25 protein-coding genes are annotated in these 25,902 nt (G+C 65.2%); 11 read left to right on the top strand and 14 right to left on the bottom strand.

Features of this window, described 5'->3' with window-relative positions; translation table 11 throughout:
• The first annotated feature begins 4 nt into the window (after positions 1–4).
• Positions 5–823, top strand: a complete 819-nt coding sequence (locus WFP44_RS10025) for a nuclear transport factor 2 family protein (protein ID WP_336926424.1) — start codon at positions 5–7, stop codon at positions 821–823.
• Here WFP44_RS10025 and WFP44_RS10020 read toward each other — a convergent pair.
• The 4 genes from WFP44_RS10020 to WFP44_RS10005 are packed head-to-tail and all read right to left on the bottom strand — an operon-like array spanning position 804 to position 4,263.
• On the bottom strand, positions 804–1,418 hold the full coding sequence (locus tag WFP44_RS10020; protein WP_336926423.1) for a nucleotidyltransferase family protein: 615 nt from the start codon (positions 1,416–1,418) through the stop codon (positions 804–806). The genes WFP44_RS10025 and WFP44_RS10020 overlap by 20 nt on opposite strands.
• On the bottom strand, positions 1,378–2,226 hold the full coding sequence (locus WFP44_RS10015; RefSeq protein ID WP_336926422.1) for an XdhC family protein: 849 nt from the start codon (positions 2,224–2,226) through the stop codon (positions 1,378–1,380). The genes WFP44_RS10020 and WFP44_RS10015 overlap by 41 nt, the downstream gene beginning before the upstream one ends.
• A gap of 22 nt (positions 2,227–2,248) precedes the next feature.
• On the bottom strand, positions 2,249–3,208 hold the full coding sequence (locus WFP44_RS10010) for an MBL fold metallo-hydrolase (RefSeq protein ID WP_336926421.1): 960 nt from the start codon (positions 3,206–3,208) through the stop codon (positions 2,249–2,251).
• Positions 3,208–4,263: a HupE/UreJ family protein gene (locus tag WFP44_RS10005; RefSeq protein WP_336926420.1), complete on the bottom strand. Its 1,056-nt coding sequence runs from the start codon at positions 4,261–4,263 to the stop codon at positions 3,208–3,210. Before WFP44_RS10005 ends, WFP44_RS10010 begins: the two co-directional genes overlap by 1 nt.
• Positions 4,264–4,445: 182 nt before the next feature.
• Between WFP44_RS10005 and WFP44_RS10000 the strand changes: the two genes are divergently transcribed.
• From WFP44_RS10000 to WFP44_RS09985, 4 genes are read left to right on the top strand one after another with little or no spacing between them, the layout of a single operon-like run.
• Positions 4,446–5,891, top strand: a complete 1,446-nt coding sequence (locus WFP44_RS10000) for an efflux transporter outer membrane subunit (protein WP_336926550.1) — start codon at positions 4,446–4,448, stop codon at positions 5,889–5,891.
• Between the two features lie 12 nt (positions 5,892–5,903).
• On the top strand, positions 5,904–7,220 hold the full coding sequence (locus WFP44_RS09995; protein WP_336926419.1) for an efflux RND transporter periplasmic adaptor subunit: 1,317 nt from the start codon (positions 5,904–5,906) through the stop codon (positions 7,218–7,220).
• A gap of 11 nt (positions 7,221–7,231) precedes the next feature.
• Positions 7,232–7,957: an ABC transporter ATP-binding protein gene (locus tag WFP44_RS09990; RefSeq protein WP_336926418.1), complete on the top strand. Its 726-nt coding sequence runs from the start codon at positions 7,232–7,234 to the stop codon at positions 7,955–7,957.
• Entirely contained in the window at positions 7,957–9,153 is a 1,197-nt protein-coding gene (locus WFP44_RS09985; RefSeq protein ID WP_336926417.1) for an ABC transporter permease, read from the top strand. The genes WFP44_RS09990 and WFP44_RS09985 overlap by 1 nt, the downstream gene beginning before the upstream one ends.
• Before the next feature lie 38 nt (positions 9,154–9,191).
• Here the strand turns inward: WFP44_RS09985 and WFP44_RS09980 are convergent, their stop codons facing one another.
• Complete coding sequence (locus tag WFP44_RS09980) at positions 9,192–9,893, bottom strand: pirin family protein (RefSeq protein ID WP_336926416.1); 702 nt, start codon at positions 9,891–9,893, stop codon at positions 9,192–9,194.
• Positions 9,894–10,072: 179 nt separating this feature from the next.
• Between WFP44_RS09980 and WFP44_RS09975 the strand changes: the two genes are divergently transcribed.
• From WFP44_RS09975 to WFP44_RS09955, 5 genes are all read left to right on the top strand, one after another.
• Positions 10,073–10,237, top strand: coding sequence for a hypothetical protein (locus tag WFP44_RS09975; protein WP_336926415.1), 165 nt, complete (start codon positions 10,073–10,075; stop codon positions 10,235–10,237).
• 155 nt (positions 10,238–10,392) lie between these two features.
• The gene (locus WFP44_RS09970; protein ID WP_336926414.1) at positions 10,393–10,800 is read left to right on the top strand and encodes a MarR family winged helix-turn-helix transcriptional regulator; all 408 of its coding nucleotides are present in this window, start codon (positions 10,393–10,395) and stop codon (positions 10,798–10,800) included.
• Positions 10,797–11,297, top strand: coding sequence for a MarR family winged helix-turn-helix transcriptional regulator (locus tag WFP44_RS09965; protein WP_336926413.1), 501 nt, complete (start codon positions 10,797–10,799; stop codon positions 11,295–11,297). The genes WFP44_RS09970 and WFP44_RS09965 overlap by 4 nt, the downstream gene beginning before the upstream one ends.
• 219 nt (positions 11,298–11,516) lie before the next feature.
• Positions 11,517–13,520 (top strand): PQQ-dependent dehydrogenase, methanol/ethanol family, encoded by a 2,004-nt coding sequence (locus WFP44_RS09960; protein ID WP_336926412.1) that lies wholly within the window; start codon positions 11,517–11,519, stop codon positions 13,518–13,520.
• Positions 13,521–13,543: 23 nt separating this feature from the next.
• Positions 13,544–15,304 carry a DUF8021 domain-containing protein gene (locus WFP44_RS09955; RefSeq protein WP_336926411.1) on the top strand — a complete coding sequence of 587 codons (1,761 nt, stop codon included), beginning with the start codon at positions 13,544–13,546 and terminating at the stop codon, positions 15,302–15,304.
• A 9-nt stretch (positions 15,305–15,313) separates the two neighbouring features.
• On the opposite strand, the gene pobA is transcribed toward WFP44_RS09955, so the two are convergent.
• On the bottom strand, positions 15,314–16,489 hold the full coding sequence (pobA, locus tag WFP44_RS09950) for a 4-hydroxybenzoate 3-monooxygenase (RefSeq protein WP_336926410.1): 1,176 nt from the start codon (positions 16,487–16,489) through the stop codon (positions 15,314–15,316).
• Positions 16,490–16,604: 115 nt separating this feature from the next.
• Between pobA and WFP44_RS09945 the strand changes: the two genes are divergently transcribed.
• Positions 16,605–17,483 carry a helix-turn-helix domain-containing protein gene (locus tag WFP44_RS09945; RefSeq protein ID WP_336926409.1) on the top strand — a complete coding sequence of 293 codons (879 nt, stop codon included), beginning with the start codon at positions 16,605–16,607 and terminating at the stop codon, positions 17,481–17,483.
• Here WFP44_RS09945 and WFP44_RS09940 read toward each other — a convergent pair.
• The 8 genes from WFP44_RS09940 to WFP44_RS09905 are packed head-to-tail and all read right to left on the bottom strand — an operon-like array spanning position 17,480 to position 25,885.
• Positions 17,480–17,866 (bottom strand): c-type cytochrome, encoded by a 387-nt coding sequence (locus WFP44_RS09940; protein WP_336926408.1) that lies wholly within the window; start codon positions 17,864–17,866, stop codon positions 17,480–17,482. The two genes, WFP44_RS09945 and WFP44_RS09940, sit on opposite strands and share 4 nt — an antisense overlap.
• Positions 17,863–19,488, bottom strand: a complete 1,626-nt coding sequence (locus WFP44_RS09935) for an FAD-binding oxidoreductase (RefSeq protein ID WP_336926407.1) — start codon at positions 19,486–19,488, stop codon at positions 17,863–17,865. Before WFP44_RS09935 ends, WFP44_RS09940 begins: the two co-directional genes overlap by 4 nt.
• A 10-nt stretch (positions 19,489–19,498) precedes the next feature.
• Entirely contained in the window at positions 19,499–19,900 is a 402-nt protein-coding gene (locus WFP44_RS09930) for a hypothetical protein (RefSeq protein WP_336926406.1), read from the bottom strand.
• Positions 19,897–20,325 carry a c-type cytochrome gene (locus WFP44_RS09925; RefSeq protein WP_336926405.1) on the bottom strand — a complete coding sequence of 143 codons (429 nt, stop codon included), beginning with the start codon at positions 20,323–20,325 and terminating at the stop codon, positions 19,897–19,899. The genes WFP44_RS09930 and WFP44_RS09925 overlap by 4 nt, the downstream gene beginning before the upstream one ends.
• Complete coding sequence (locus WFP44_RS09920; protein WP_336926404.1) at positions 20,322–21,911, bottom strand: FAD-binding oxidoreductase; 1,590 nt, start codon at positions 21,909–21,911, stop codon at positions 20,322–20,324. Before WFP44_RS09920 ends, WFP44_RS09925 begins: the two co-directional genes overlap by 4 nt.
• A 47-nt stretch (positions 21,912–21,958) precedes the next feature.
• A complete protein-coding gene (locus WFP44_RS09915) occupies positions 21,959–22,549 on the bottom strand; it encodes a TetR/AcrR family transcriptional regulator (RefSeq protein ID WP_336926403.1) in 591 nt (196 codons plus the stop codon).
• A 43-nt stretch (positions 22,550–22,592) separates the two neighbouring features.
• Complete coding sequence (locus WFP44_RS09910; protein WP_336926402.1) at positions 22,593–25,022, bottom strand: glycoside hydrolase family 3 protein; 2,430 nt, start codon at positions 25,020–25,022, stop codon at positions 22,593–22,595.
• Complete coding sequence (locus tag WFP44_RS09905) at positions 25,019–25,885, bottom strand: glycoside hydrolase family 16 protein (protein WP_336926401.1); 867 nt, start codon at positions 25,883–25,885, stop codon at positions 25,019–25,021. The genes WFP44_RS09910 and WFP44_RS09905 overlap by 4 nt, the downstream gene beginning before the upstream one ends.
• Positions 25,886–25,902: the final 17 nt, after the last annotated feature.

The raw sequence follows: 25,902 nt of genomic DNA, 5'->3' as shown, positions 1-25,902 counted from the left end.
GCCCATGACCTTCGACTACCTCGCCTATCTCGACTGCTTCCTGACCGGCGATGATGATGCACTGGTGGAGCAGTTCTTTGCCGAGGATTGCGCAATGCATTCGGCATCGGGCGTGCGCACGGGCAAGCAGGGGATGAAGGAATTCCTCGCCTGGGCGCATGACGGCGTGCGCGAATGTCCGCGCGTGCAGCGCCATGTGCAGGAAGGCGATGTGGTCTTTGCCGATATCGACATGGATTTTCACTGCCATGCCCCGCGCCCCGATTTCCCGTTTGGGCCGATGCTGCCGGGAGAAACCATAACGGTTAAGTTCCTGGCCCGATATGACCTGAATGGCGAAGGAAAGATTGCCAAGCTCACCACCATGGCGTGGCCGCCCGAACAGGGCGTGACCAAGGCGCCGCGCCTCGGCGGACATCCGGGCCAGATCGCGGCCTACCATGCCTATGCCGCCGCCTTTTCCGCCGGCGATGCGGAGCGGTTCCGCCGCTTCTACACCGATGATGTGGTGCTGGAACTCAGTTCGGTCGGCCGGATCGAAGGCGCACAAGGGATCGTGGATTTCTACTCAACCATGTTCCAGTCGGTGCGCGAGACTCTGACGATCCACACCCTCGACGCCACGGATGAACGCCTCGCGGTCGATTGCACCAGCCGCTTCACCGCCATCACCGATGCGCCCGATTTCGTGGTCGGCCCCCTCAACCAAGGCGAATGGATCGATGTGCGCGTCCACGTCACCTACACGCTGCGCAATGGCCTGATCTGCCATATCGGTGTGGAGCGTGGCGGAGAACCGGTTTTCAGCCGCGCGCAGAGATAATCGCCGCCGCGCGGGCCAGATCTTCCGCACGGTCAATATCCAGCAACATCGCGGCAGGCGGCTCCAGCCGGGCGAAGTCCTCCTGTCCGGCCAGCAGCGCGCCCGCCCCTTGATCTCCGCTCAAAGCCGCAATCTGCGGCAGCAGGGCAAGCGGAAGGAAAGCCGGAACGCCGCGCTTGCCTGTGGGGTAGAGCGTCGCCGCGCCGGTCTTTGCCCCGGCAAGCTGGGCGATATAGCCCGCCTCCACCAGCGGCATATCGGCCAGCAGCACCAGCAGCGCCCGCCCCTGCGCCAAGGCGCGTCCCGCAGCCAATGCCAGAGATGTGCCAAGCCCTTCGGCTGCGCGTGGGTTCACCACCAGCGGCCAGCCGGATTGCGCGGCAAACTGCGGAACAGTCTGCCCCACCACGATCACGCCCGCAGGAAGCCCCGACGCCTCCACCGCGTCCAGCACCCATTGCCCCACCGGCCTGCCTGCCAGAACCGTATCGAGCTTACCCCCGCCAAAGCGGCTTGCCGCACCCGCTGCCAGCACCGCCACCAGCGGCGCGGCGTCAGCGGGCGGGCAGCAAGGCATGGGGATGCAGCGCCTCATATTCGCCCACGACCGACGCGAGGATCGACAGCGCCAGCGCCACCGGCTCGCGGCTGTGCCGGACAATGCCGATGGGACTGGCGATGCGCGCCAGTTGGTCTTCGGCCACCCCTGCGCGCAGCAGACGTTCGCGCCGTTCCGCCCGCGCGGGCCCGCCGCCTTGCGCACCGATAAAGAAGGCCGGGGTTGCCAGCGCCCATTCGAGGATCGCCTGTTCCCATTCGTGATCGTGGAACAGCAGAATCACCGCGCACCATTGGTCCACCGCCACGCCTACAGGGGCGCGGCCCAGCGACAGGCCATTTGCTCCGCTGTCCTTGTTGAAAGTTTCCACCTCCAGCCCCGCCGCCCGCGCCAGCATGGCCAGCGCGTCCAGCTCTGGCCCTTCGCCAAACAGCAGCAGCCGCAGGGCGGGGATGAAATGCCGCTCCTTCAAGGGCCCGCATGGCAAGACAAGGCTCACCGCTTCCCGCCGGTCGAGTGCAGCCGCCGCCGCGCTGCAAGCGGCATGATCGGGCGCGGGGTCGATCAGTATGTCGAGCCCGCCGCCGCAGGGCAGACGGAAATCGATCAGCGACGATCCCGCGCCAAAGCGCATCACGCGCCGTTCCCCGCCTGCCAGCACTTCGGCAGCAAGCTGCCGCTCAAGGCATCCGTCGGCCAGACTGCCGGTTATCGACCCATCCGGAGCCACGGCCAGCTGCGCACCCATCCGGCGCGAAAAGCTGCCTTCGATCCCTGCAATGGTGCACAGGCCCACGCCGGGCTGGCAGGCGGCACGAAGGGCGGCGCGGTCGTCGTGAATCATGAACGATACCGCCGCGCACCCATCAATGCTGGTGCTGGTTGGGATCCTGGATGCCCATGATCAGCTGCGGTTCCTCGCCGCGCAGTTCCTGGAAAGCAACGCGCAGATTGATCAGCGCGCGGCTCCACGGCGTGCCGCCATATTCCAGGCCCGGCTTGATCTGGTGATCGAGGAAGATGGCAAAGTTGGGCGCGCGTTGCAGCGCGGCGAGCGCATCTTCAGGCGTGCCCCCGGCCTGTGCGGTGGCTTCAGCCTGCGCCACCAGCGCGCGGTTGAACTGCACGAAGCTGCGGAATTCGGCCCAGGTGGATACGCCGCCATGCCCCTGGATCACGTGATCGACGCCCTTCACCGAATAGAGCGCGCGGGTCAGCGTGGTGGGCAGCGCCAGCATCGACCCACCCGAACCCGGATCGATCAGCGGGCTCATATGCCAGGCATAGATATCGCCCGCCATCATCGTGCGCGCGGCGGGGAACACGACAAAGGCATCGCCATCGGTATGGCCTGCGCCGAAATAATGCAGCACGATCTGGTCGGCACCTTCACCAAGGGTGAGCGAATTGGTGAAAACCGTGTCGACATTGGATGGGCCGAAGGGGCCGCCGCCCGCCATCATCCGGCGCGCGGTATTGGCCTGCGCCACCACAGTGACATTGCCGCCCGCCAGTTCCTTCATCTGGTTGTTCGAACCGATGTGATCGGGATGCGAATGGGTATTGATGATCATGCCGATGGGCTTGTCGGTTACCCGGCGCACTTCGGCCAGGATCGCCTCCCCGCTGTTGGGCAGCTTGGTATCGACCAGCACCACATCGTTTTCGCGCACGAACACAACCGTGTTACCGCCCGCGCCGAAGATCTTGTAGACCCGTCCGTTGACGTGCTCGATCTCGGTAATGCCGGGCAATCCCTGCGCCGTGACGCCCACGGCGGCAAGGCCGCTCACTACGATGGCGCCAAGCACCGCTATCCGTTTCATTATGCCCCTCCCGACATGAAGACTCTCTCGATGAACCAATAGGCACCCGCCGCCACCACCGCAAGCGAGCCAATTGTCGCAAGCCGTCGCGCGGCGGCTTCGCTGCGGCGGCGAATGGCGGCAAGGATCAGCACGGCCACCAGCACAATGGCAAGCTGCCCGATCTCCACCCCCAGATTGAAGCCGAACAGCGACCAGGCCAGCTGCCCCTGCGGCAGACCGAAATCGGCAAGGACATAAGCAAAGCCGAAGCCGTGGATCAGGCCGAACAGGCCCGCGAACAGCGGGCGCAGGTCGCGCGTCGTGTCCGGCTCCTGCCCGCGCAGCAGATTGTCAGCGCCCACCACCACGATCGACAGCGCGATCAGCGGCTCGACAATGCTGGCGGGCACCACCACCTTGCCCAAGGCCGCCAGCGACAGCGTGACCGAATGGCCAAGGGTAAAGGCGGTAACAATCAGCGCCAGCCGCCGCCAGCCTCCCCCCAGCAGAATCAGGCCAATCACGAACAGGATATGATCCGGCCCGATCAGGATGTGATGCACCCCGGCGGGAATGAACGTGCCCATCACGGCCAGCACACCCGCCGTCGTGCCGGCAAAATGGGTGCGCGGGCCATCGCCAGGTGCGAGTATCCATTGCTGCGCCAACTGCCCATCCTCGCGCACATTCACAAAGGTCTGGTGCTGCGGATCGTAGGGGAACAGATCGGCCGCCACCTCCAGCGCGGGCGGCGGCGCGGCCGGAATCACGAATTGCAGCCGCACCGCATCATCCCCCGCCACACTGGCAATGCCGGTCCATTGCAACGGCGGAAGGTCTCCCGCACCGATCGACAGGCGGCCTGCGAGAATTGATCCAATTTGGCTGTATTGCCTCGACAACACAGTTTCGTCGAGCAATAGGGACGGTTCGTCGGTTCGCAATTCATGCGCCAGATCAATCGTGTGCACGGTCAAGCGGCCTTCGATCCGGTCCTGATGCAGATCGAGATCGAGATAGCTGAACGGTGCGGGATGGGCCTGCACGGGAACTGAAAGGAACAGAAGGGCCAAGAAAAGGGCAAGGCGCGCGCAAAGCGCAGCTTGTGCCCCTTGCAGGCCGGACAGAGGTTGAAAGCGCAGGTTCATACAGTTCAGTATTGAATGGAATGGGCCATCGGGCCGGGAAAAGAGCGTTTGCGGCAAGCCGAGTTGCAGGGCAAGGGCCGGGCGCAAGGCATTGGGGGTCATTGCGGGTGATTGGGGATTTCAACAATAGGGCAGGCGGTCATGGGTGGCGGGGTGTTCTGCCGCTGGCCGCGCTGGCGCTGCTGCTGGCGGGATGTGCCACCCCGCAGGCTGTGCCGCCGCAATCCTCGCTCGCCATTCCGGATGAATGGTCGCAGACTGAACCTGCCGCTGCCACAACCGACCTCACCGCCTATTGGGTGCTGCTGAACGACCCGCTGATCACTGATCTGGTGGAACAGGCCATCGCCGGCAACCGCGATCTGGCGCAGGCCGCCGCGCGGCTTGACCAGTCGCGCGCCTCTCTGGTGCAGGCGCGGTCGGCGCTCTTGCCAGTGCTGTCCGCCAGCGGACGCAGCAGCCGTGATCTGGGCGACAACGCGCCCGACCAGTTCGCCTTTGGCCTTGGGCTGGATGCCAGCTGGGAAGCCGATCTGTTCGGCCAGATCAGCGGCAATATCGGCGCGGCCGAGGCGGAACTGCTGGCTGCAGGCTATTCGCTGGCGGATCTGCAACGGCTGATCGCCGGGCAGGTGGCGCTGACGACGATCAATGCCCGCGCGCTGGCGCAGCAACTGGCGATTGCCCGCTCCACCCTCGCCTTTCAGGAGGACAATCTCCAGATCGCCCGCTGGCGCAACCAGGCGGGGCTGGTGTCTGCCCTCGATGTGGAGCAGGCCCGCGCCCAGCGCGCCTCCACCGCCGCGACGATCCCCGCGCTGGAAAGCAGCCTTGCCGCAACCGCCAATGCCCTTTCCACGCTGGTGGGCGAGGCGCCGGGCCGCGTGTTGGCGCAGCTTGATCCCGCCAACCCGGCCCCGGTGCCCCAGCCTGCCGCGCTGACCGGATGGGAAGCGCCCGCAGAAGTGCTGCGCCGCCGCCCCGATGTGCGGGGGGCCGAGGCCCGCCTTGCCGCCGCCACCGCCCGCATCGGCGTGGCGCGCGCGCAACTCTTCCCGCTGCTGCGCTTGTCCGGCAATATCGGCACCAATGCGCTGGGTATCGGCAATCTGTTCGATGTCGTCACATCCGGCGTAGTTGCCAGCGTCAGCCAGCTGATCTTTGACGGCGGGCGCACATCGGCACAGGTCGACAGCGCCCGCGCCGCCGCGCGCGGATCGCTCGCCGCGTGGGAACAGGCGATCCTGCAGGCGCTGGAGGAAGTGGAAAGCGCCGCGGTCGATCAGCGCAGCGCTGCCGAGCGTGTGGCGATAAATGCCGAAGCGGTGGATGCCGCCAGCAATTCCGCCATTCTGGCGCGCAGCCAGTACGAAGCGGGCCTGACCGATTTTCGCAACCTGCTGACCGCAGAAAACCAGCTGCTTTCCGCCCGCAACCAGCAGATCGCTGCCGAGGCCGACCGCGCCTCCGCCTTTGTCCGTCTGACGCAGGCGCTGGGCGGCGGATGGGATCCGCGCAGCTCGACTTTCACCTCTCTGCCCGCGCAAAAATAACAGGACGCCGTGATGAGCCAGACCGTTACACCCTCCGGCCCGACTTCCGGGCAGAATATCGAGGATTTCCTCGGCACGGGCAAAACGCCTTTCTGGAAGCGCCGGATCGTGTGGATTCCCGCGCTGGTGCTGGTGCTGGCGTTGATCGGCTGGGCGATTTTCGGGCAGGAGGACAAGGGCCCGGATTACATCAGCGAAGATGTCGTCACCCGCAGCCTTGATCTGGTGGTCACCGCCACGGGCAATCTGCGCCCCACCAACCAGGTGGAGGTCGGTTCCGAAGTGTCGGGCCGGATTGACGAGGTGCTGGTCGATGTGAACGATGTGGTGGTGCGCGGACAGGTTCTGGCGCGCATCAACACCGATGTGATCAATGACCAGATCATGCAGGGCCGCGCCAATGTGAACGCGGCGCGCGCGCAGGTCGAGCAGGCCCGCGCCACGCTGAATGTCGATGTGGCGCAGCTTGATCGCCTGCGCGAAGTGTACCGCGTGTCGGGCGGGCGCGTGCCGTCCTTGCAGGAACTGGAAGCGGCCGAAGGCGCGGTTCTGCGCGGCCGCGCAAATGTCGCCGCGGCGCAGGCCAATGTGGCGGCCGCGCAGGCCTCGCTTTCCACGGCGCTCACCAACCGCGATCGGGCGGTGATCCGCTCCCCCGTTTCGGGCGTGGTGCTCGCCCGGCAGGTCGAACCGGGGCAGACCGTGGCCGCCAGCTTCAACACGCCCACGCTGTTCGTGCTGGCCGAAGATCTGTCGGTCATGCAATTGCGCGTAAAAGTGGATGAGGCGGATGTGGGCCAGGTGCAGGCCGGACAAGGCGCCACCTTCACCGTGGATGCCTATCCCGGCCGCCAGTTCCCCGCGCAAGTGGAACGCATCGATCTGGCATCGGGCAATATCGCCACCGCGGCCACGCAGGGACAGCAGACCAACGCCGTGGTGGAGTATGAGGCACGGCTCACCGTCGCCAATGCCGATGGCCTGCTTCGCCCCGGCATGACCGCCACAGCCACGATCGCCACCGACAGCACCGCACCGCAACTTGTCGTCCCCAACGGCGCACTGCGTTTCCAGCCGCCCGAGGAGGACGAGGCTGGCGGCGTGCAGATTGGCCCCGATGGCGAGCAGTTCGGGCTGGAGCGTGAAGAAGCGCGCGCCAATATCAACGCCGGCAGCCGCCGCCTTGTGCACGTGCTTGAAGCAGACGGCAGCTTGCGGCCGATCACCGTCACCACCGGTCTTTCCGATGGCCGCTATACCGCCGTCACATCGGATGAACTGCGGCCGGGTATGAAGGTTGTCACCGCCATCCGCTCCACCAAGAATTGAGGCATGGCGCGGTGAGCGAACAACCCATCATCGAGCTGAAGGGCATCACCAAGACCTTCGGCACGGGCGAGGCGGCCTTTCAGGCGCTGAAGGGCGTGGATCTGTCCATCGACCGCGGTGATTTCGTGGCGGTGATGGGGCCATCGGGTTCGGGCAAGTCCACCACGATGAATATCCTCGGCTGCCTCGATGTGCCCACATCGGGTGTGTTCCGTTTTCTGGGCACCGAAGTGCAGGCGCTGAACCGCGACCAGCGCAGCCTGCTGCGCCGCCGCTATCTGGGCTTCGTGTTTCAGGGCTTCAATTTGCTGGCGCGCACCACGGCGGTGGAGAATGTGGAACTGCCGCTGATCTATCGCGGCATGGGCAAGGCGGAACGCCGCGCGGCCGCGATGCGTGCGCTCGACCGGGTGGGCCTTGGCCCCTGGGCCGATCACACCCCGGCCGAATTGTCGGGCGGCCAGCAACAGCGCGTGGCGATTGCCCGCGCGCTGGTGACCGATCCCGAAGTGCTGCTGGCAGACGAGCCGACAGGTAATCTCGATTCCGAACGGTCAGTGGAAATCATGAAGTTTCTGGCCGAACTCAACGCGCAAGGGATCACGATCCTGATGGTCACGCACGAGCCGGACATGGCCGCCTTTGCCAAGACGATCGTGCATTTCAAGGACGGGCTGGTGGAACGGATTGAAAGCGGCGCGCTGGCGTGGGCGGGTGCAGGCGGAGGTGCCGACTGATGTTTGGCACCACGCTCCTGCTCGCTTTCCGCGAGATCCGCCGCCACATCATGCGCAGCTTCCTCACCACGCTGGGCATCATCATCGGCGTGGCGGCGGTCATCACCATGGTCACGCTGGGGCGCGGCGTGACGGCCGATATCGAGGAGCAGATCAGCTCGCTTGGCTCCAACGTGTTCTTCGTCTTCCCCATTCAGGGCGAACGCGGCCAGTTCCGCCCCTTTGACGAACGCGATGTGGATGCGGTGCGCGAGCAGATTGCCGGGGTGCGATCGGTCGCCGGGCAGGTGGAAAGCAATGTCGTCGCCATTTTCAACGGGCAGGACTGGGACAGCAAGGTCGAAGGCGTGAACAACGACTTCTTCGACGCGCGCGGCATCGCCATCGAGGAAGGGCGCCGCTTTACCGATGCGGAAATGGCCGCAGGGTCCAATGTCTGCATCATCGGCCCGACAGTATACAAGGAGCTGTTCCTGCCCGGTGAAAGCCCGCTGGGCGAACGGATGCGGCTCAACAATGTCAGCTGTCAGGTCATCGGCCTGTTCGCCAGCCGTGGATCGGTGGGCGGCAACGGAAACGATGACAATTCGATCTTCATGCCGCTGACCAATGTGCAACGCCGTTTCACCGGCAATGACAATATCGGTTACATGGCGGTGAGTTACGACAGCGCATATGACAGCGGCACGATGACCCGCGCGCTGGTTGACCTGATGCGCGAACGGCGCGTGCTGCTCGAAGGGCAGGCCAACGATTTCGACATCGTGGACACCGCGCAGATCAACGAAACCGTGTCGAGCACGGTGGGCACGCTGACAATCATGGTCGCCGCGATTGCCGCCATCAGCCTTGTGGTGGGCGGGGTTGGCATCATGAACATCATGCTGGTCAGCGTGACCGAGCGGACGCGCGAAATCGGCATCCGCCTTGCCATCGGTGCGCTGGCGCGCGAGGTGCGGCTGCAATTCCTGACAGAGGCGGTGGTGCTGTGCTGTTTTGGCGGGCTGGTGGGGATCGCCTTGGGTTTCGTGCTGTCCTACAGCCTGTCGAGCGCCTTTGGCTTCACCTTCGTGTTCGACCCCGCGATCAACATCATCAGCTTCGTGATTTCGGCGCTGATCGGCATCGTGTTCGGCTATTTCCCCGCCCGCCGCGCCAGCCAGCTCGACCCGATCGAGGCGCTGCGCCACGAATAGGGGTGCGGCCCCTCCCGATATCGGAAGGGGCCGTCGCCTTACTTCGTATCCACCAGCACCAGTTCGGCGTCTTCCAGCGCCTTCACCGTCAGCGTGGCGATATCCGCCAGCGCCGCGCCGTCGCGGGCGTTCACCGTCTGGCCTTCGATTTCCACCTTGCCCGTGGCCGGAACAAGATAGCCCTTGCGCCCGCCAAGGTCGTAGGTGACCTGCTCGCCCGCCTTGACCGTTGCGCCTAGCACGCGCGCATCGGCATTGATGCGCAGCGCGCCTTCGTCCTCCGCCTCGTCCCGTCCGCTGGCCAGCACGGCAAAGCGGCCGTCGCGCGCTTCTTGCGGGAACTGCTTTTCGCCCCAGCGCGGCGGGATGCCCTTGCGATCGGCCAGTATCCACAGCTGGAAGGAATGCAGCTCCTCATCCTCCAGATTGTATTCGGCATGGGTGATGCCCGTGCCCGCGCTCATCACCTGCACATCGCCCGCCACGGTGCGGCCCTGATTGCCCAGGCTGTCGCGGTGGCTGATCGCGCCCTTGCGGACATAGGTGATGATTTCCATGTCCGCGTGCGGATGCGGGGGAAAGCCGGTTTTCGGCGCGATGATATCATCGTTCCAGACACGCAATCCGCCCCAGTGCATCCGGCGCTGATCGAAATAGTCCGCGAAGGAGAAATGGAAATTGGCCTTGAGCCAGCCGTGATCGGCCTTGCCCAGCGTTTCGAAACGGCGAATATCGATCATGGGGTTGACCCTTTCATGCTTGCCTGATCGGCTTCCCGCCAAAGATAGGTATTGCAAATCGTTTGCAAAAGACCCGCCTTTGGCCGGTACGCCCGCAGACATCTTTCGCCTTTTATGTCCTCAACTTGACACTGAGAGACTGTGTGGCAGTCTGGCGGAAAGGGGACGAGGGACAGGCGATGAGCGAGAGAAACTCCGCACACGATGATGCGCCGGTCGCACCGGCCGGGCGGACGCTGCACGGGCGGGGGCAACACCGGCAGGCTGATCCGGTGCGCATCATGTTGGCACTGATCGGGCTGGCAGGTGCCGTGGGGGTGCTGGCCCTGAACATGGGCGGGTGACCTGCGCGGATCGCAGGCGCTCCCCACCCCTTGCAGGGCACTGCCCGCCGCGCCATAGCTGAGCCTTGCAGCGCCCCCGTCGGGCCTGCGCGCCGGGAGTATGGATTTTGGATTGGGGCATATTGGACGGATCGGTCGGCCCGCGCGTACGGCTGTTGCGCAATGCTCTCAATGCCGCTTCGCTCGCCGTATCGGAACCTTTCGGCCTGCCGACAGGATCGCTTACCGTAATGGCACTGGTGGCAGCCAATCCGCGCGGATCGCAGGCCGATCTGGCCGCACTGGCTGGCATCACCCGGCCCGGCCTTGTCGGCCTGATCGACGAGTTGGAAGCGCGCGGCTTCATCAGACGGGTTCGGGATACGGCCGATCGGCGGCGCAACCTGCTGGAACTTACCGCCGCAGGTCACGCGCAGGTGGAAACCATGTTCGCCACGGTGACCGGGATTGAAGCGCCCTTGCGCGACGCGCTGGGAACGGACGGCATGGCGCAACTCACCCGCCTGCTCGACAAGGCAATTCTGGCGCTGAACGGCGCGCGCAATGAAGGCGGATGCGAATGAGCGGCGAGGAGCGGACGACGAGCGGCTTTGCCACCTACCGCGCCGGCGGGACCACGCCCGACATCGCGCTGATGGTGCGGCTGATTCTGACAGTGCGCGCCGTGCGCGGGCAATTGGATGAACGCTTGCGCCGCATCGGGCAAAGCGCCTCGCGCATGGAAACGCTGGCCGCGATCCTGAATATGCCCGATCCCAAATCGCAAAGCGATGTGGCGCGGCGGTTGCGGCTGGAAGGGGCGACGGTCACGCGGATGATCGACGTTCTCAGCCGTGAAGGGCTGGTCAAACGCGCGCCTGATCCGGCCGACCGGCGCGTCAACCTGCTGTCGATCACCCCGGAAGGCGAAGCGGCGCTGGAGGAGATATTCGCGGTCTATGACAACTTGCGCGACCATGTGCTGGCCGACCTTGATCCCGCCGAACGCGCCATGATGCACGATCTGCTGGGCCGGATCATCGCGCGGGTGGATGCGCCGCAGGAGGATGCGGGCGAATAGCGCCAAACCTTGCGACAAACTGCGCCTTGTGATGCGCGCCGCTTTCACGCTAGCGATGCGTTCGGGAATGTGATGGAGGGGACGGTGCAGGCAAAGGGTATTTGGGCAAGTGGATGGGCAGCTCTGCTGCTCGCGTCCTGTGCCGCACCCGGCCCTGATCCCGCGCTTCCGATCACACCCATCGCAGCATCCGGCCCCGCCGCCGTTTCCACCGCGCGGATGCTTACGCCCGACGCCCCCGCCAATATCGCCAACTGGATGAGCCACGGGCGCAATTGGGGCGAGGATCGCTTCAGCCCGCTTGCCCAGATCAATGATGGGAATGTGGGGCAACTGGGCCTCGCATGGTTCGACGATCTGGCGACGATGCGCGGCGTGCAGGCAACCCCGCTGGTGGTCGACGGCGTGCTGTATAATGAGAGCATCTACAACATCGTCACCGCCTATAACGCGGCAACGGGTGAACGGCTCTGGACCTACGATCCGCAGGTGGGCGCGGAATGGGCGCGGCTGGCCTGCTGCGGCCCGTCCAGCCGGGGCATCGCCGCGTGGGAGGGGAAGATCTACATTGCGGCGCTCGACGGCCGGTTGATTGCGGTGGATGCCGCCACCGGGCAAGAGGTCTGGACCGTGCAGACTTTCGACCGGGCCGAAGCCTATTCGATCACCGGCGCGCCGCGCGTTTACGACGGCAAGGTTGTGATCGGCAATGGCGGCGCGGATTACGGTGTGCGCGGCTTTGTCGCCGCCTATGATGCGGCAACGGGCGAGCGGCTGTGGAAGTTCTACACCGTGCCCGGCAATCCGGCCAATGGCCCCGATGGCGAGGCAAGCGACAGCGCAATGCAGATCGCCCTGCCGACATGGCACGGGGAATGGTGGCGCTATGGCGGCGGCGGCACCGCGTGGGATGCCTTTGCTTACGACCCGCAGCTCAACCTCGTCTATATCGGCACGGGCAATGGCACGCCGCATATGTGGCATTTCCGCAGCGATGGCCAAGGCGACAATCTGTTCCTGTGTTCAATCGTGGCGGTGAATGCGACAAGCGGCGAATATGTCTGGCACTACCAGATGGTGCCGGAGGAGGACTGGGATTACACCTGCACCCAGCCCATGATCACCGCCGACCTCGAAATCGGCGGGCGCACGCGGCAGGTCATCATGCAGGCGCCCAAAAACGGCTTCTTCTATGTGATCGACCGCGCGACTGGCGAATTGCTGAGCGCGCAGAACTATGTCTCGGTCAATACCTGGGCCAGCCATATCGATAGGGCGACAGGCCGCCCGGTGCTGATGCCGGGCGCGCACAATACCACCACACCGCATCTGATGAGCCCAAGCTGGCTCGCCGCGCACACCTGGCACCCGATGGCCTACAGCCCGCTGACAGGCCTTGTCTATTTCAGCGCGCAGGAACAGGGCGATGTCTATGCCCGCGCGGAAGATGGCGAGTTTACCTACGTTCACCACCGCAGCAATTCAGGCCAGCAGCGCCGCAACCAGCCCGAACTTCGCGCCCGGCTGATGGAGCAGGCGCGGGCCGAGGAGAAAGGCTATCTCCTCGCCTGGAACCCGGTGACGCAGAGCGAGGCGTGGCGCGTCCCTTACCGCGTGCCGGGCAGCGGCGGCGTGCTGGCAACCGCAGGCAACCTTGTTGTGCAAGGCACGATCGACAAGACGCTGGCGATCTATGCCGCCGATACGGGCCGCAAATTGTGGGAAATGGATATCGATCAGGCCCCGGTGGCAGGCGCGATCACCTATCTGGTCGACGGGGTGCAATATATCGCCATCAATGCCGGCTGGGGCGGATCGCCGGTGTATAATCTGGGGCCGTTCCAGACTTCCACGGCCAAGCTGCTGGTGTTCCGTCTGGGCGCGAGCGGCGTCACTCTGCCCCCGCCCCCGCCGCCCAGCAGCGTGCCGCGCCCGCCCTTCCTGACCGCGACCGAGGATATGGTTGCGCGCGGGCGGGAGCTTTATGGCGAAAACTGCGCGCGCTGCCACGGCCCCAATGCTGTGGGCGGCATGAAGGATTTGCGCTGGATGACGGCGGAAACGCGCGCCGCCTTTGCCGATATCGTGCTGCGCGGGACATTGGCGGACCGGGGGATGATCGGCTTTGCCGGGCAATTGAGCGAGGCAGATGCAAACGCCATTCACGCCTTCCTGATCGCGCGGGCGAACGAGGATTACGCCGATGCATCGGCGCACCCCTGAAAGCGGGGAATGGGAGAGAGACGATGAAGAAGCTGACCACCGCCGCCGCCCTGCTGCTGGCCACGGCGCTATCCTGCCCCGCGCTGGCGCAGGCGCCGGGCGAGGCGAGCGCGGTGCCCGATCGTTCGTGCCTTTATGATTGCCTGATCGGCCATGTGCGCGCCCACATGGCCGCGCTGGAGGCGCGCGATCCCGCTGCGCTGCCGCTTGCGCCCGATGCCGTGTTCACCGAAAACAATGTCGTTCTGCCCGTGGGTGCCGGCTTGTGGCGCACCGTGGTCGATGTGGATGATGACGGTCTTGCGGTGGCGGACGAGACGACCGGCCATGCCGCGTGGTTCGGATCGGTGCGCGAAAACGGCCACGCCGCCTTCTACGCAGTGCGCATCCGGGTGGGCGAAGGGCAGATTCACGAGATGGAAAGCGTGGTTCACCGCCGCACCGCCCTGCCCGCCCCCTTTGGCGACTGGCAGAACATGGCGCATTTCGCGGAGTTCTACGAAGTGCTGCCTGAAGAGGAACGCCGTCCGCGTGAACGGATGCTGGCGATTGCGGACGCCTATTTCGATACGGTGGAGTTGAATGACGGGCAGGTTTTCGCGCCGTTCAGCGAGGATTGCAGCCGGCTGGAAAACGGCATTACCACCACCGCGCCCGTGCCCGGCCAGCAGCAGAGCGCGGCCAATATCGCCAGCGGCTGCCGCGAGCAGTTTGAACTCGGCCTCTACAAGATCAACAAGCGCGTGCGGCGCACCCTGCCGCTGGTGGACGAGCATCGCGGCGTGGTGGTGGGCAGCGGCTTTTTCGACCATGCGAACGAGTGGGATCGCTATCTGCTGACCAATGGGCGCGAGATGATGACCGCGCTCAAATGGCCCAATTCGATCACGCTCATCGAAGCCTTCCGCATCCGCAATGCCGAGATCCAGCGGGTGGAGGCGGTGTTCACCTATGTCCCCTATTTCATGCACAACCCCTTCTGGGGCGACGCCGCGCCCATGCCGCGTTTCCCGGTCGATCCGCTCGACTGCAACACCGAATGCCTCGCCAATCTGGCAACATCGGTGGCAAGCGCCATGCCGGGCAACCGCTGGGAGGAGGTCTATTGGGGTAGCCGCGTGGGATACTCCGAAAACTCGGTCGGCATCCGCGTGGGTGAAAGCATCTGGCGCGGGATCACCGCGGTGGACCAAAGCCCGCTGGTGATTGCTGACGCGCAAACGGGCAAGGCGGTGTGGATCGGCCGCATCGAGGAACACGGCCAGCCCGCCTGGGCTGCCTTCACCGTGGCGGCGGATGGCCAATCGGTGGGCAGCGTGGACGCGCTGATCCGGCGCAGCAATTACGGCCCGCCTTTTGCGGAACCGATCGCCGCCCCGCAATTTGCCGCACTGCCGGAAAACCGCCGCACGGCGCGCACCCGCATGGTGGCAGCCGCCGAAAGCTTCATGCAAGCGCTGGGATCACGCGCTGCCACCGCACCCGACATTTTCGCAAGCGATTGCCAATGGCTGGTCAACGGCCAAGGCGTGGGCGGATGCGCCGCATCCTTTGGTTCTCCGCCCCTGCAACGCATCGAAGCCGTGCGCGACCGCGAAGTGCTGGCGGTGGACGAGGCACGCGGCCTTGTCGCCTTGCGCTTTTTCGAGGACATTCCTGCCACCGATGGCACCGGCTACCCGCTCACCTATCAGGTGGTGGAGGTCAGCCGGATAGAGAACGGGCGCATCACGCGGCTGGAAGCCTTTACCAGCGAACTGCCTTACGGGATGCGCCCGCGTTAGGGAGCCCGGTCAGACCGGCAAGCCCACGTAATTCTCCGCAATCGTGGTTTGCGCCGCGCGGCTGTTGGCGATGTAATCGAGCTCCGCCACCTGCATGGCGCGTTCGAACGCGCCGCCTTCGGGGAAACGGTGCATCAGCTTGGTCAGCGACCAGCTGAAACGTTCGGATTTCCACACGCGGGCCAGCGCCTTGTCGGAATATGTGGCCACCGCATCGTTATCCGCCGCCTTGAAAAAGCGGATGAGTGCTTCGGACGCGTAGTGCACATCCGATGCGGCAAGGTTCAGCCCCTTGGCCCCCGTAGGCGGCACGATATGCGCTGCATCGCCGCACAGGATCAGGCTGCCATAGCGCATGGGCGCAAAGACGAAGGAGCGCAGCGGCGCGATCGACTTTTCAATCGCGGGCCCCCGCGTGATATTGGCGGCGGCTTCCGGGCCAAGGCGGATCGCCAGCTCGTCCCACAGGCGGTCGTCGCTCCATTCCTCCACCCGGTCGGTCAGCGGCACGTCGATGTAATAGCGGCTGCGCGTGGCGCTGCGCATGGAAGCCAGCGCAAAACCGCGCTCGTGATTGGCGTAGATCAGCTCGTGATTGCACGGCGGCACATCGGCCAGAATGCCCAGCCAGCCAAAGGGATAGACCAGTTCGTAAGGCGTGCCGGCACTGGCGGGGATCGCCTTGCGGCTGGGGCCGTGGAACCCGTCGCACCCGGCAATGAAGCGGCAATCGACGCGGCGGTCATCCTCGTCCCCCGGCAGGCGATAGGTGACATAGGGCGCGTCACCCGCGACATCGTGCAGCGCAACGCCTTCCGCCTCGTAAATCACCTGAAGCCCCCGTTCGGGCGCGGCATCCATCAGGTCCTTGGTGATTTCGGTCTGGCCGTAAACCCAGACATGATCGCCCACCAGATCGGCCATGTCGATGCGGATCAGCCGCTCGCCATCGGCAAGGTTGAAGCCATCATGCGGCATCCCCTCGGCCTTGAGCCTTGCATCCAGCCCCAGCCGTTCCATCAGGCTGACGGTGATATTTTCCAGCACGCCCGCGCGGATGCGGCTGAGCACATAATCGGGGGTGCGCTGTTCCAGCACCACGCATTCCACGCCCTCGGCGTGGAGCAAGTGGCCCAGCAACAGGCCCGCCGGGCCTCCGCCAATGATGCAAACCTGGGTTTTCATATGCCGTGTCTCTCCCATTCTGGCGGAGAGAGTTAGGCCGCGTGGCGGCGCAATCACATGGCAATGTCGCCACAAGACTTGGACAATTCAACGCAGGTGTGAAACAAGGCGCGCCATGAACCCCGCGCCCCTGCCGCATTTCTTCCTGTATGGCGAACCCAACCGCGAGGCAGACCCGCATTTCATTCATGTCGAGGACCTTGCCACAAGGTCGCGCCCCGGAAACTGGCAGATCGCGCCGCACAAGCACAGCGATCTCAACCATTTGCTGCTGATTGCCGAAGGCGGCGGCACCATCCGCTTCGATGCGGAAGTAATCCCTTTCGAAGCCCCTGTGCTGCTGGCCGTGCCCGCGCATTGCGTGCATGGCTTTTCGTGGCAACGGGAATCGCGTGGCCATGTGCTGACGCTTGCCGATGTCCAGTTGCGGCAGGTCCTTGCCGCCTATGGCGAATTGGCAGACCTGTTTGCCCGGCCGCGCTGCATTGCGCTGGACAGGACAGATGCTGCGGCAATAGACGAGGCGATTGCGGGAATTGCGCAGGAATTGTCATGGGTTGGGCTTGGACAAAGTGCCGCGATCCATGCCGGATTGCTGGGCGTGCTGGTGCGGGCAGCACGGCGGCTGCAACAGGCCGTTACCCCGCCCGAAGGCGATCCGCGGCGCCGCGAACTGGTCGCGCGGTTTCGGCAGCTTGTCGAAAGCCGCTACCGGCTGCGCGAACCGGTCAGCACCTATGCGCGCGCATTGGGTGTGAGCGAGACCAGCTTGCGCGAAGCCTGTGCCGCTGCGGGACAGACGCCCAGCAGCATTCGTGACCGGCGCGCCGTTCTGGAGGCGCAGCGCCTGCTTGCCTTTTCGGCACTCAGCGTGGCGCAAGTGGGCGATAGCGTGGGCTTTGCCGACCCGGCCTATTTTTCGCGCTTCTTCACGCGCCATTGCGGGATAGCGCCCGCGCAGTGGCGCAGCCGGGCAAGGCAGCAAATGCCCTAGCGGCTGCGTTGCGCCGTAGCCGCCAGATAATCGGCAATCGCCACGATCTCGGCATCGGTCAGTTCAGAAGGGCGGAAGGCGGGCATCGCGCCGGCCCCGCGCCGCACAAACAGGCGCAGCAGCGGCGCGGGCAGATCGCTGCGCCGTTCCAGCTCGCCCGGCAGAGCGCCGGCATATTTGCGCGCCAGTGCCTCTGTCCCCGGCAGGCTGTGCGATCCGTCATCGCCTCGTCCAGCCCCGTGGCAGGGCGCGCATTGCGCCGCAAAGACCTGACGGCCGGGCAGATCGGCCGGATTGATACGCGGACGCTCGGCCTGCTGCGCCGCGACCGAAAGCGACACAGCGGCACTCAGTGCCACCGCCAGACAAGCAACCGCCTTCATTGGCCATTCCTTACCGGACGGAACCGGCGCGGCCAGATCCCGCCCCGGCCGGGAGCAATGATGCCGTCGGGGTCCACCGCGTCCTTCAGCGTCTCGCAAAAGCGGCGCAGTGCGTGCCCGTTGAAGCTGTAGGTGTCAGCCACATCATCCTGATAGATGGGAGAGGCGCGGTAATCGCCCCAGCCGTGTTCGGCGGCCACCGCTACCATCTTCTTCATCGCCCGGTGCACCATCGCATTATGCGCCGGATCGTTGTGCCGCACTGTCGGGGCAAAGACCATCTGGAAGGAGAAGCTCTGCCAATAGAGCGGTGCGGTGATCGCGCTGAAGAACGGCGGCAGCGGAAATTCGCGGCTGGCATCGCCCAGCACGCGCTGCGCCTCGAAAATCGCCTCCCCCGATCGCGGCAGCACGGGGAAAAAGCCGACATGGCCGTTATCCCGGACGATTTCCCATATACCAAGGCTCGGCACGCCCAGCGCGCCCTTGCGCCGGATCGCGGAATTGTAGGGCTGCGTCACATTGTCGAGCTGCTGCGGCGTGGCGGGCAGCGGGAAGTGATCGCCGGCCATCGCCACCGCGCCGGGAATGGCAGCAAGGATACGCTCCTTGGCATAGTTCCAGTTCGCCAGTGTGGTCGCTTCCGAGCCATAGAATTGCAGGTCGATCGCCCAGCTGTGCAGGCCTGCGGCAGAGGCGGCAGCATCCATTTCCGCGTCGCTTGGCCCGCCCATGCGGGTGGCAAGCGCGGCAAAATCGGCATTGCCCATCAGCGCGGCAAGCGGGCTGGCAAAACGAACCTCCCCGATGAAGCCGCTGTCCGACAGGTAATTCACCTGCTCCACCAGCGGGATCAAATCGCGCCGCCTGGGCACCGTGATCAGACCGGTGCGGTAATGATCGGGCAGCGGCATCAGGCGCAGGCCCATCTTCGTCACCACACCGAAATTGCCCTGCGCAAACAGGCCGGCGGGGTCGGGGCCGAAGCCGTGGCGGTATTCCTGCCAGCTTGGCGAACCCGGCAGCGCGCCCATGCCGGTGCGCATCACTTCGCCATCAGGCAGCACCACTTCCATGCCGCAGGCTGCCCCAATGTGATCGCGGAAGAACGGCATGGTATAGCCCACGCCCCGGTCCAGCGCATTGCCCAGCGGCGATCCCCAGCCCGGATCGGGGCAATCGATCATCACCTTCAGGCCGCGTTCCTCGATATGACGGTACAGGTCGAAATAGGAAACGCCCGGTTCGACCAGTGCGTAATGCCGCGCCTCGTTCACCTCGATCACGCGGTTGAGGCGTTTCAGGTCAAGCACGGCCGAGCCGTGGACATTGGGCGACGGGCCGCCATAACCGAAGTTCTTCCCCGTGCTGATCGGGTGCAGCGGCACGCGGTGGCGGCGCGCGGCGCGCACCACCGCCTGCACCTGCGCCACATCGGCAGGAGCCACGGCGGCGCTGGCGTGGCGTTCCTCGCCCGTATTCCACACCGGGCTGAAGCTATCCCGATAGGGGAACAGATCATCCTGCGACGACCAGACCCAGTCCGCGCCGACAGCCGCACGCAGTTCGTCGAGAAATGCGACAAATCCCGCTTCGTCCAGATCGGGAGGAAGAACTGGCATCGCTGTGCCCTCACACCATTACGCTGGGATGGTGCGGCGCGATCACCCAGCTGATCGTTGCCACACCGTTGCCATCAGCGGGGGTAAGGGTCTGACGGTGCACCACGCGGCGGCCCGCCTGCGCGGCCAGCACTTCCAGCACGAACAGCGCATCGCTACCCGTGATCCCGCCCAGCACATGGCCGGGTTGCCGCCAGCGGCGGTCGAGATGGTCATACCACACGCGCGTGACATCCCCGGCAAAGCGCAGCAGGGGCACGCCTTCATGTCCCGACGGAACCGTGGGTACGACACGCGTGTCAAGCAGCAAGGCATCGAGAGCCGGCGTCTCGGCGGCAGAGACCATCTGCGGCACTGCCAGCAGGACAGAGCCAATCGCCCCGCCCTTCATCACATCGCGGCGGGAAATCACGGGCGGCCTCCTTGCGGCAATACCGCCATTTCATCCGCCAGCAACGGCGCATGGGCACCGCGCCGTTCCAGCGGCGCGGTGAGATAGGCGCTGAGCGCGGCGAGATCCGCATCCGAAATCTCGGTGCGGCGGAAAGGCGGCATCCACGCCACCCCGTTGCGCACGAAATGGGCGATTACCGGTGCGCTCAGATCGGTACGATCCTCCAGCGCGGCGGGCACTTCGCCCTGATACTTCGCCTGCAAGCTCATCGTGCCGGCAAGACGCGGGCCCGCAGCATGACACGGCGCGCACCATTGCGCGTAGACCTGGCGTCCTGGTGCAAGCTCAGGCGCGGTTGGCCCCGTGCGGACGCTTTGCTGCGCCGCAGCCGATCCCAGCGCCAGCGCCGGTGCCAGCGCAGCAGCAATCAGAAACGCTTTCATGCCCCTCTCCCTTCCCGCAAATGCGCGGGCCACACGCCGTAACGGCCCGCCGACAGGATCCCATTGGGGTCCAGCGCATCCTTGATCGCCTCGTTCACGCGGCGCAGGATATGGCCGTTGAAGCTGTAGGCATCCATCACGCTGTCCATGAAGGCGGGCGGACAGCGGTATTCGCCCCAGCCGTGCTGCGCACAGATGCCGATGATCTCGGTCACCGCCTCGCGGAGATGGCGGTTGCGGGCCGGGTCCTTGTACACCGGCACGGCGGCAAACAGCACGAAACTGCGCGTCCAGCAGGTGACGGCGGGGGCGAACATGAACAGGTCCAGCCCCAGCCGCGCGCATTCGCGCCGCATCACCCGGTTCGCCTCCACAATGCCGCGCCCGCTGCGCGGGATCACGGCGGAGAACCAGATGTGCCCATCGCTGGGGTTGAAATTGCCATATCCGCGGCTTCCCACGCTGAAAATGTCGAGAGCGGGGATGCCGAAGCGCGGTTTCTGGATCCGCTCCATATCATCGGCGGAAAGCGGCAAGCGGGTAAAGCTCGCCTCGTTGAATCGCACGCCGGGGAAATGCGCAAAGCGCGATTGCACATATTCCCACTGCGCGCGGATCACCTTTTCCGGGCCGTAGAAACTGAAGCTGGCGCGCCAGGCGGGAAGCCCGCTCTGTTCCACCATGCGGTTCATTTCTTCCGGTTCCGGGATCATCGCCATGGCAATCGGGTTCTGCTGCGACAGGACGGGCGAGGACACGCCGGGCATCCCGTTGAAGATATTGCCATATTCCAGCTCGTTCAGCAGAGTGACCAGCTCGTCCAGATCCTCGAACCGCATCACATCGACGCTGGCGGACAGATAGGCTTCGGGCTGCGGGAAGAGCCAGAACCCCATCTTGGTGACCACGCCCAGCGAACTCTGCCGGAACAGCCCGTCAAGGCAGGGGCCGATGCCCATCCGGTATTGCTGCCACGTCTCGGCCCCCGGCAGCGCGCCCATGCCGGTGCGCAGCACTTCGCCCGATGCCAGCACCGCCTCGATCCCGCATTGCGCCTCGAAATGGCCACGATAGGGTGCGGCAGTATAGCCCCCGCCGCTGTCCAGCGCATTGCCCACCATGCTGCCCCAGCCCGGATCGGGCACGTCCAGCCACAGCTTCGATCCCGTCTCGCGCAGATGGCGGTACATGTCGAAATAGGACACTCCCGGCTCGACAAGGCACGAACAATCGCTTTCGTTCACATCAAGCACGCGGTTCATGCGCTTGAGATCGAGCACCACGCTGCCCGACAGCACCGGGGCCGCGCCGCCATAGCCCAGATTGCGCCCGGTGGAGATGGGGTAAAGCGGGATGCGCCGCGCATTCGCTGCGCGCACGACCGACTGCACCTCCTCCAGATTGGCAGGCGCGATCGCCGCGCTGGCCAGCTTTTCCTCGGGCTCGCCCCACAGGACCGAATAGAAATCGCGGTAGGTATTGAGGTCGGCCGGCTGATCGAAAACCCATTCGCTGCCGACAATGCCGCGCATTTCCGCCAGGCCATCCGCAAAAGCGGCGGCGGTCAAACCCGGTGCTGTCGTCACGTCTTGCCCTCTCCCTGATTCATACGAGTGTATAAATCGGGTTTTGCCTAATTGGCAAGAGCGGCGCGGGCGAAGCGGAGGAGGAAGACGAGATCATCCAAAGCGCGTCCGTCGTCCAGCACGGGCGCACCGTGGCTGCGCGGCGGGGGCCCCAGCACAGCGCCTGAAATGAAACGCAGCCGCGCGCGCAATTCCTCCGGCGACAGATGCGGGCAATGCGGGGCCAATGCCTCGCGCAGATTGCGGATGAACTGCTCCATCGCGGCCAGCACCTGCTGCCGCAAAGCGCCCGTGCCGTGCGCGGCAATCTCGTCCAGCACCACCAGCGCGCGGCCATCAGGGGTGAAGGCGGCGGGCCGCTGCATCGGGCGCAGCCATGCCTCCAGCACCGTATCCAGCGGATCGCCCGCGCGCACCGCCTGCCAATCCGCCAGAACTGGATCGAGATTGCAGCGGCACAATTCATCCAGCAGGCCGCCCACGCCCTTGAAGTGATAGGTGACCAGCGTAGGGTTCATCCCCGCCGCCTCGCCCACGCGGCGCACCGAAAGGCCCGTCAGCCCGCGTTCGACGACAATCCGTTCCGCCGCTGCCAGCAGCTTTTCGCGTGTTCCCGCTTCCTGTCGGCCTGGCTCCATGCCCGCCTTTCACCGCAGGCGGGCTGCCATTGCAAGCGCCGGGTTAGAAAGGCCCTTTGCAGTCGGTGCCAAAGCTTTCGGGCGAGATGGCGATTTCGGCCAGCGACAGGGTGAAGCCCGCCGGGGCGCGCAATTGCAGCGCGCGTGCCCCATCTTCCCACACACAGGCCAGCGGCACGCGCGAGGTGCGCCAGCCCTTGCCCGCCCCCAGCGTGAAGGTGGAGGACAGATCAAGGCTTCGCCCGCCCGCCTGCAACTGCACCGGCCCGCCGGGCACCGCATCCAGCGAATAGGTCAGCACCAGTGATGAACCCTCGGCCACGCGATACCCTTGCGGCAGGGTAAGGATAAGCGATGCCGGAGCCGTCCAGGCCAGACGCCGCGCATCTTCCTGCGCGCGGTAATCAAACGCGGTCACGCTAAGGCTACGCGCCGGGCTTGCCCCCACCAGATTAGTGAGGGTGGCATTGCCCGATGCGTCCTGCGCCGCCGCGCTGACCTGCGCGTTAAGACCGCGCTGGAACAGACGCAATTGCCCCGCCCGATCAGCGCTCAGCAGCGCGCATTCCGCCGCAAAATTGCGCGCAGGAGGCGCATCGGCATAGGTCCAGCCCGCGCCAAAGGGAAACAGCGCCTCGCCCCCGCCGGGTGCGCAGGCGGCAGGCCAGGTGAAGGACAGTTTGCCGCTGAAATCGTGCCGCGCCTGCCCATCAGCATCGCCCACTAGCACATCGGCCACGCCCTGCCCTTCGCTGCCCGGTAGCCAGGCGGCGACAAAGGCATCGGCCATCGCCAGTTCGCGGTTCACCCACAGAGGGCGGCCTGAAAGGAACACAGCTACCGTGGGAATGCCCGCCGCATCATACCGGCGCAGCAGGTCAAGCCCCGCCTCGTCGCGGAAAGCCAGATCTTCGCGGTCGCCCACGAATTCGGCATAGGGTTCCTCGCCAAACACCACCACCGCCACATCGGGCCGCGCGGTATAGCTGCCATCGGCGGAAAGCGTCGCGGTGCCGCCGCCAGCGCGCACGGCATCGGCCAATCCGGCATAGATGCTGGTGGCGCCGATAAAGTCGGCATTGGTCAACTCGCCGCCACCTTGCCAGGTGATCGACCAGCCGCCCGCTTGCATCGCAATGCTGTCCGCGCCCGGCCCGGTGACGAGCACTTTGGCATTGCCCGCGATCGGCAACACACCGCCTTCGTTCTTGAGCAGCACCAGCGACTCGCGCACCGCTTGCCGCGCGATGTCGCGGTGTTCGGGCGAACCGAGCAGCGCCCATTGCCCGGCCAGTTCGCGCTGGGAGGGGCGCGGCTTTTCAAACAGGCCGTATTCCAGCTTCACGCGCAGGATACGGCCCACCGCCTCGTCCAGCCGCTGCATGGGGATGGTGCCGTCGTTCACCTGCGCCAGCAGATTGTCGTAAAGGCCGCGCCAGTCTTCGGGCACCATGTAGATGTCGAGGCCCGCCAGCAGCGAATCCGGGCAATCGGCATTGGTGCATTGCGCCAATTCGCCATGGCCGTTCCAGTCGCCCACAACCAGCCCGCCAAAGCCCATTTGCCCACGCAGATATCCGGTCAGCAGCGGTGCGTCGCCATGCATCTTGGCCCCGTTGATCGAGGAGAAGCTGGCCATGACCGTCTGCACGCCCTGGTTGATCGCCGGGATATAGGGCGCGCCGTGCACCGCCTTCAGATCGTCCAGATCGCCGCGTGTATCGCCCCGGTCCAGCCCGCCCGTGCCGCCATCGCCAAAGAAATGCTTGGCCGTGGCAATCACCCGCCGCTGGCCGAGGAAATCGGCGCTGCCGGGCGCGCCTTGCAGGCCCAGAATGGTTGCCTCGCCCAATTCGCTGACAAGGGCCGTATCTTCAGAGAAGCTCTCGTAAGTCCGGCCCCAGCGGTCATCGGTGGCCACCGCCAGCGTGGGGGCGAATGTCCAGTCGATGCCGGTCACCGCGATTTCCGCCGCCGTCGCCTCGCCAATGCGGCGCGCAAGGTCGGCATTGCGGGTCGCGCCAAGGCCGATATTGTGCGGGAAGATCGTCGCGCCCGGAATGTTCGAATGGCCGTGCACCGCATCGGTTGCCCACAGCATCGGAATCACCGGCTGGCCATCGGGCATGGGGCTCATCGCCGCGTCCCACATCGCATCGGCCAAGGCCAGCCATTCGGGCGCAGGCGCTTCGTCATTGCCGCCGGGGCCGCTATTTCCACCGTTCAGGATCGAGCCAAAGCGGTAGCGCGCCACATCCTCGGGCGTGATGGTGGAGATATCGGGCATGATGAGCTGGCCGATCTTGGCCTCCACGCTCATCTGACTGAGCAGTTCGGCAATCCGCGCATCGTGGCGTGTATCGGCCCAGTCATAGGCGGGCGCATCACCGGCATCGGTAGCGCAGCCACCCGCGATGAGCGAAAACCCCAGCGCCGCCGCCACCATCCATCCGCGCCGTTTGCGATGCGTCACTGCGCGCCTCCTGCAAGTTGGTAAACACGCACATGGTCAATCTCCATGCGCGCGGGGAAAGCTGCGGAATCGATACCGCGCTGGCCGCCCCAGTCACCGCCCACGGCAATGTTGAGGATCAGGTTCATCGGCGCGTCAAACGGCCATCGGCTGCGGTCCGATCGCACCTTTTCAAACAGGAAATTGGGCGCATCATCCACCGCGAACACCAGCCTCTGCGGCGTCCAAAGCAATTGGTAGCGGTGGAAGCGGTCGCAGGCGGTGGGCAGGGAGTAGGAATTTGTGCGGTGCGTGCCGCGCCGAAAATTGAAGGCGCGGGTATGCACCGATGTGTGGATCACGCCGGGATCGTAACCGACGTGCTCCATGATATCGATCTCGCCGCCATTGGGCCAGGTGACCGTGGTATCGGCAGGCAGCATCCAGATCGCCGGCCAGGTGCCGCGCCCGCAGGGCAGCTTCGCGCGGATTTCGTAAAAGCCGTAAGTCCAGCCCGCGCCATTGGTGACAAGGCGGGCGGAGGAGTAATTCTGCCCGCCAAAATCCGCCAGCGACAGACCGCGCAGGTTCTCCGCCCGCGCCTCTATCACCAGCGCGCCGTTTTCGATCCGCGCATTCTCGCGCCGGCCGGCAGCATAATACTGCAATTCGTTGTTATACCACCCTTCCGCATTGCGGTGCGTATCGTAAGTCCACTTCCGGCCATCGGGCAGATCGCCTTCGGTAAACTCGTCGGCAAAGACCAGTTCGTATCCGGCAGGAGCGCGATGCGGCTCAATCGGGGAGATATGAGCCGCATCGCCTCCTGCGGAGGAGCCTGCCTGCATGGCAGCCGCAAGAATGGCCAGAAGGGGATTAATCACGCCAGTTCTCCTGTTTG

This window comes from Alteraurantiacibacter palmitatis (assembly GCF_037154115.1).
Taxonomy (GTDB): domain Bacteria; phylum Pseudomonadota; class Alphaproteobacteria; order Sphingomonadales; family Sphingomonadaceae; genus Alteraurantiacibacter; species Alteraurantiacibacter palmitatis.
This window is presented reverse-complemented; position numbering and strand designations above follow the sequence as displayed.

Excerpts from the sequence above, each read along its gene's own strand:
- WFP44_RS10025 (WP_336926424.1), top strand. The coding sequence starts at position 5 with ATGACCTTCGACTACCTCGCCTATCTCGACTGCTTCCTGACCGGCGAT.
- WFP44_RS10020 (WP_336926423.1), bottom strand. The coding sequence starts at position 1,418 with ATGAGGCGCTGCATCCCCATGCCTTGCTGCCCGCCCGCTGACGCCGCG.
- WFP44_RS10015 (WP_336926422.1), bottom strand. The coding sequence starts at position 2,226 with ATGATTCACGACGACCGCGCCGCCCTTCGTGCCGCCTGCCAGCCCGGC.
- WFP44_RS10010 (WP_336926421.1), bottom strand. The coding sequence starts at position 3,208 with ATGAAACGGATAGCGGTGCTTGGCGCCATCGTAGTGAGCGGCCTTGCC.
- WFP44_RS09995 (WP_336926419.1), top strand. The coding sequence starts at position 5,904 with ATGAGCCAGACCGTTACACCCTCCGGCCCGACTTCCGGGCAGAATATC.
- WFP44_RS09985 (WP_336926417.1), top strand. The coding sequence starts at position 7,957 with ATGTTTGGCACCACGCTCCTGCTCGCTTTCCGCGAGATCCGCCGCCAC.
- WFP44_RS09980 (WP_336926416.1), bottom strand. The coding sequence starts at position 9,893 with ATGATCGATATTCGCCGTTTCGAAACGCTGGGCAAGGCCGATCACGGC.
- WFP44_RS09975 (WP_336926415.1), top strand. The coding sequence starts at position 10,073 with ATGAGCGAGAGAAACTCCGCACACGATGATGCGCCGGTCGCACCGGCC.
- WFP44_RS09965 (WP_336926413.1), top strand. The coding sequence starts at position 10,797 with ATGAGCGGCGAGGAGCGGACGACGAGCGGCTTTGCCACCTACCGCGCC.
- WFP44_RS09960 (WP_336926412.1), top strand. The coding sequence starts at position 11,517 with ATGCTTACGCCCGACGCCCCCGCCAATATCGCCAACTGGATGAGCCAC.
- WFP44_RS09955 (WP_336926411.1), top strand. The coding sequence starts at position 13,544 with ATGAAGAAGCTGACCACCGCCGCCGCCCTGCTGCTGGCCACGGCGCTA.
- pobA (WP_336926410.1), bottom strand. The coding sequence starts at position 16,489 with ATGAAAACCCAGGTTTGCATCATTGGCGGAGGCCCGGCGGGCCTGTTG.
- WFP44_RS09945 (WP_336926409.1), top strand. The coding sequence starts at position 16,605 with ATGAACCCCGCGCCCCTGCCGCATTTCTTCCTGTATGGCGAACCCAAC.
- WFP44_RS09940 (WP_336926408.1), bottom strand. The coding sequence starts at position 17,866 with ATGAAGGCGGTTGCTTGTCTGGCGGTGGCACTGAGTGCCGCTGTGTCG.
- WFP44_RS09935 (WP_336926407.1), bottom strand. The coding sequence starts at position 19,488 with ATGCCAGTTCTTCCTCCCGATCTGGACGAAGCGGGATTTGTCGCATTT.
- WFP44_RS09925 (WP_336926405.1), bottom strand. The coding sequence starts at position 20,325 with ATGAAAGCGTTTCTGATTGCTGCTGCGCTGGCACCGGCGCTGGCGCTG.
- WFP44_RS09915 (WP_336926403.1), bottom strand. The coding sequence starts at position 22,549 with ATGGAGCCAGGCCGACAGGAAGCGGGAACACGCGAAAAGCTGCTGGCA.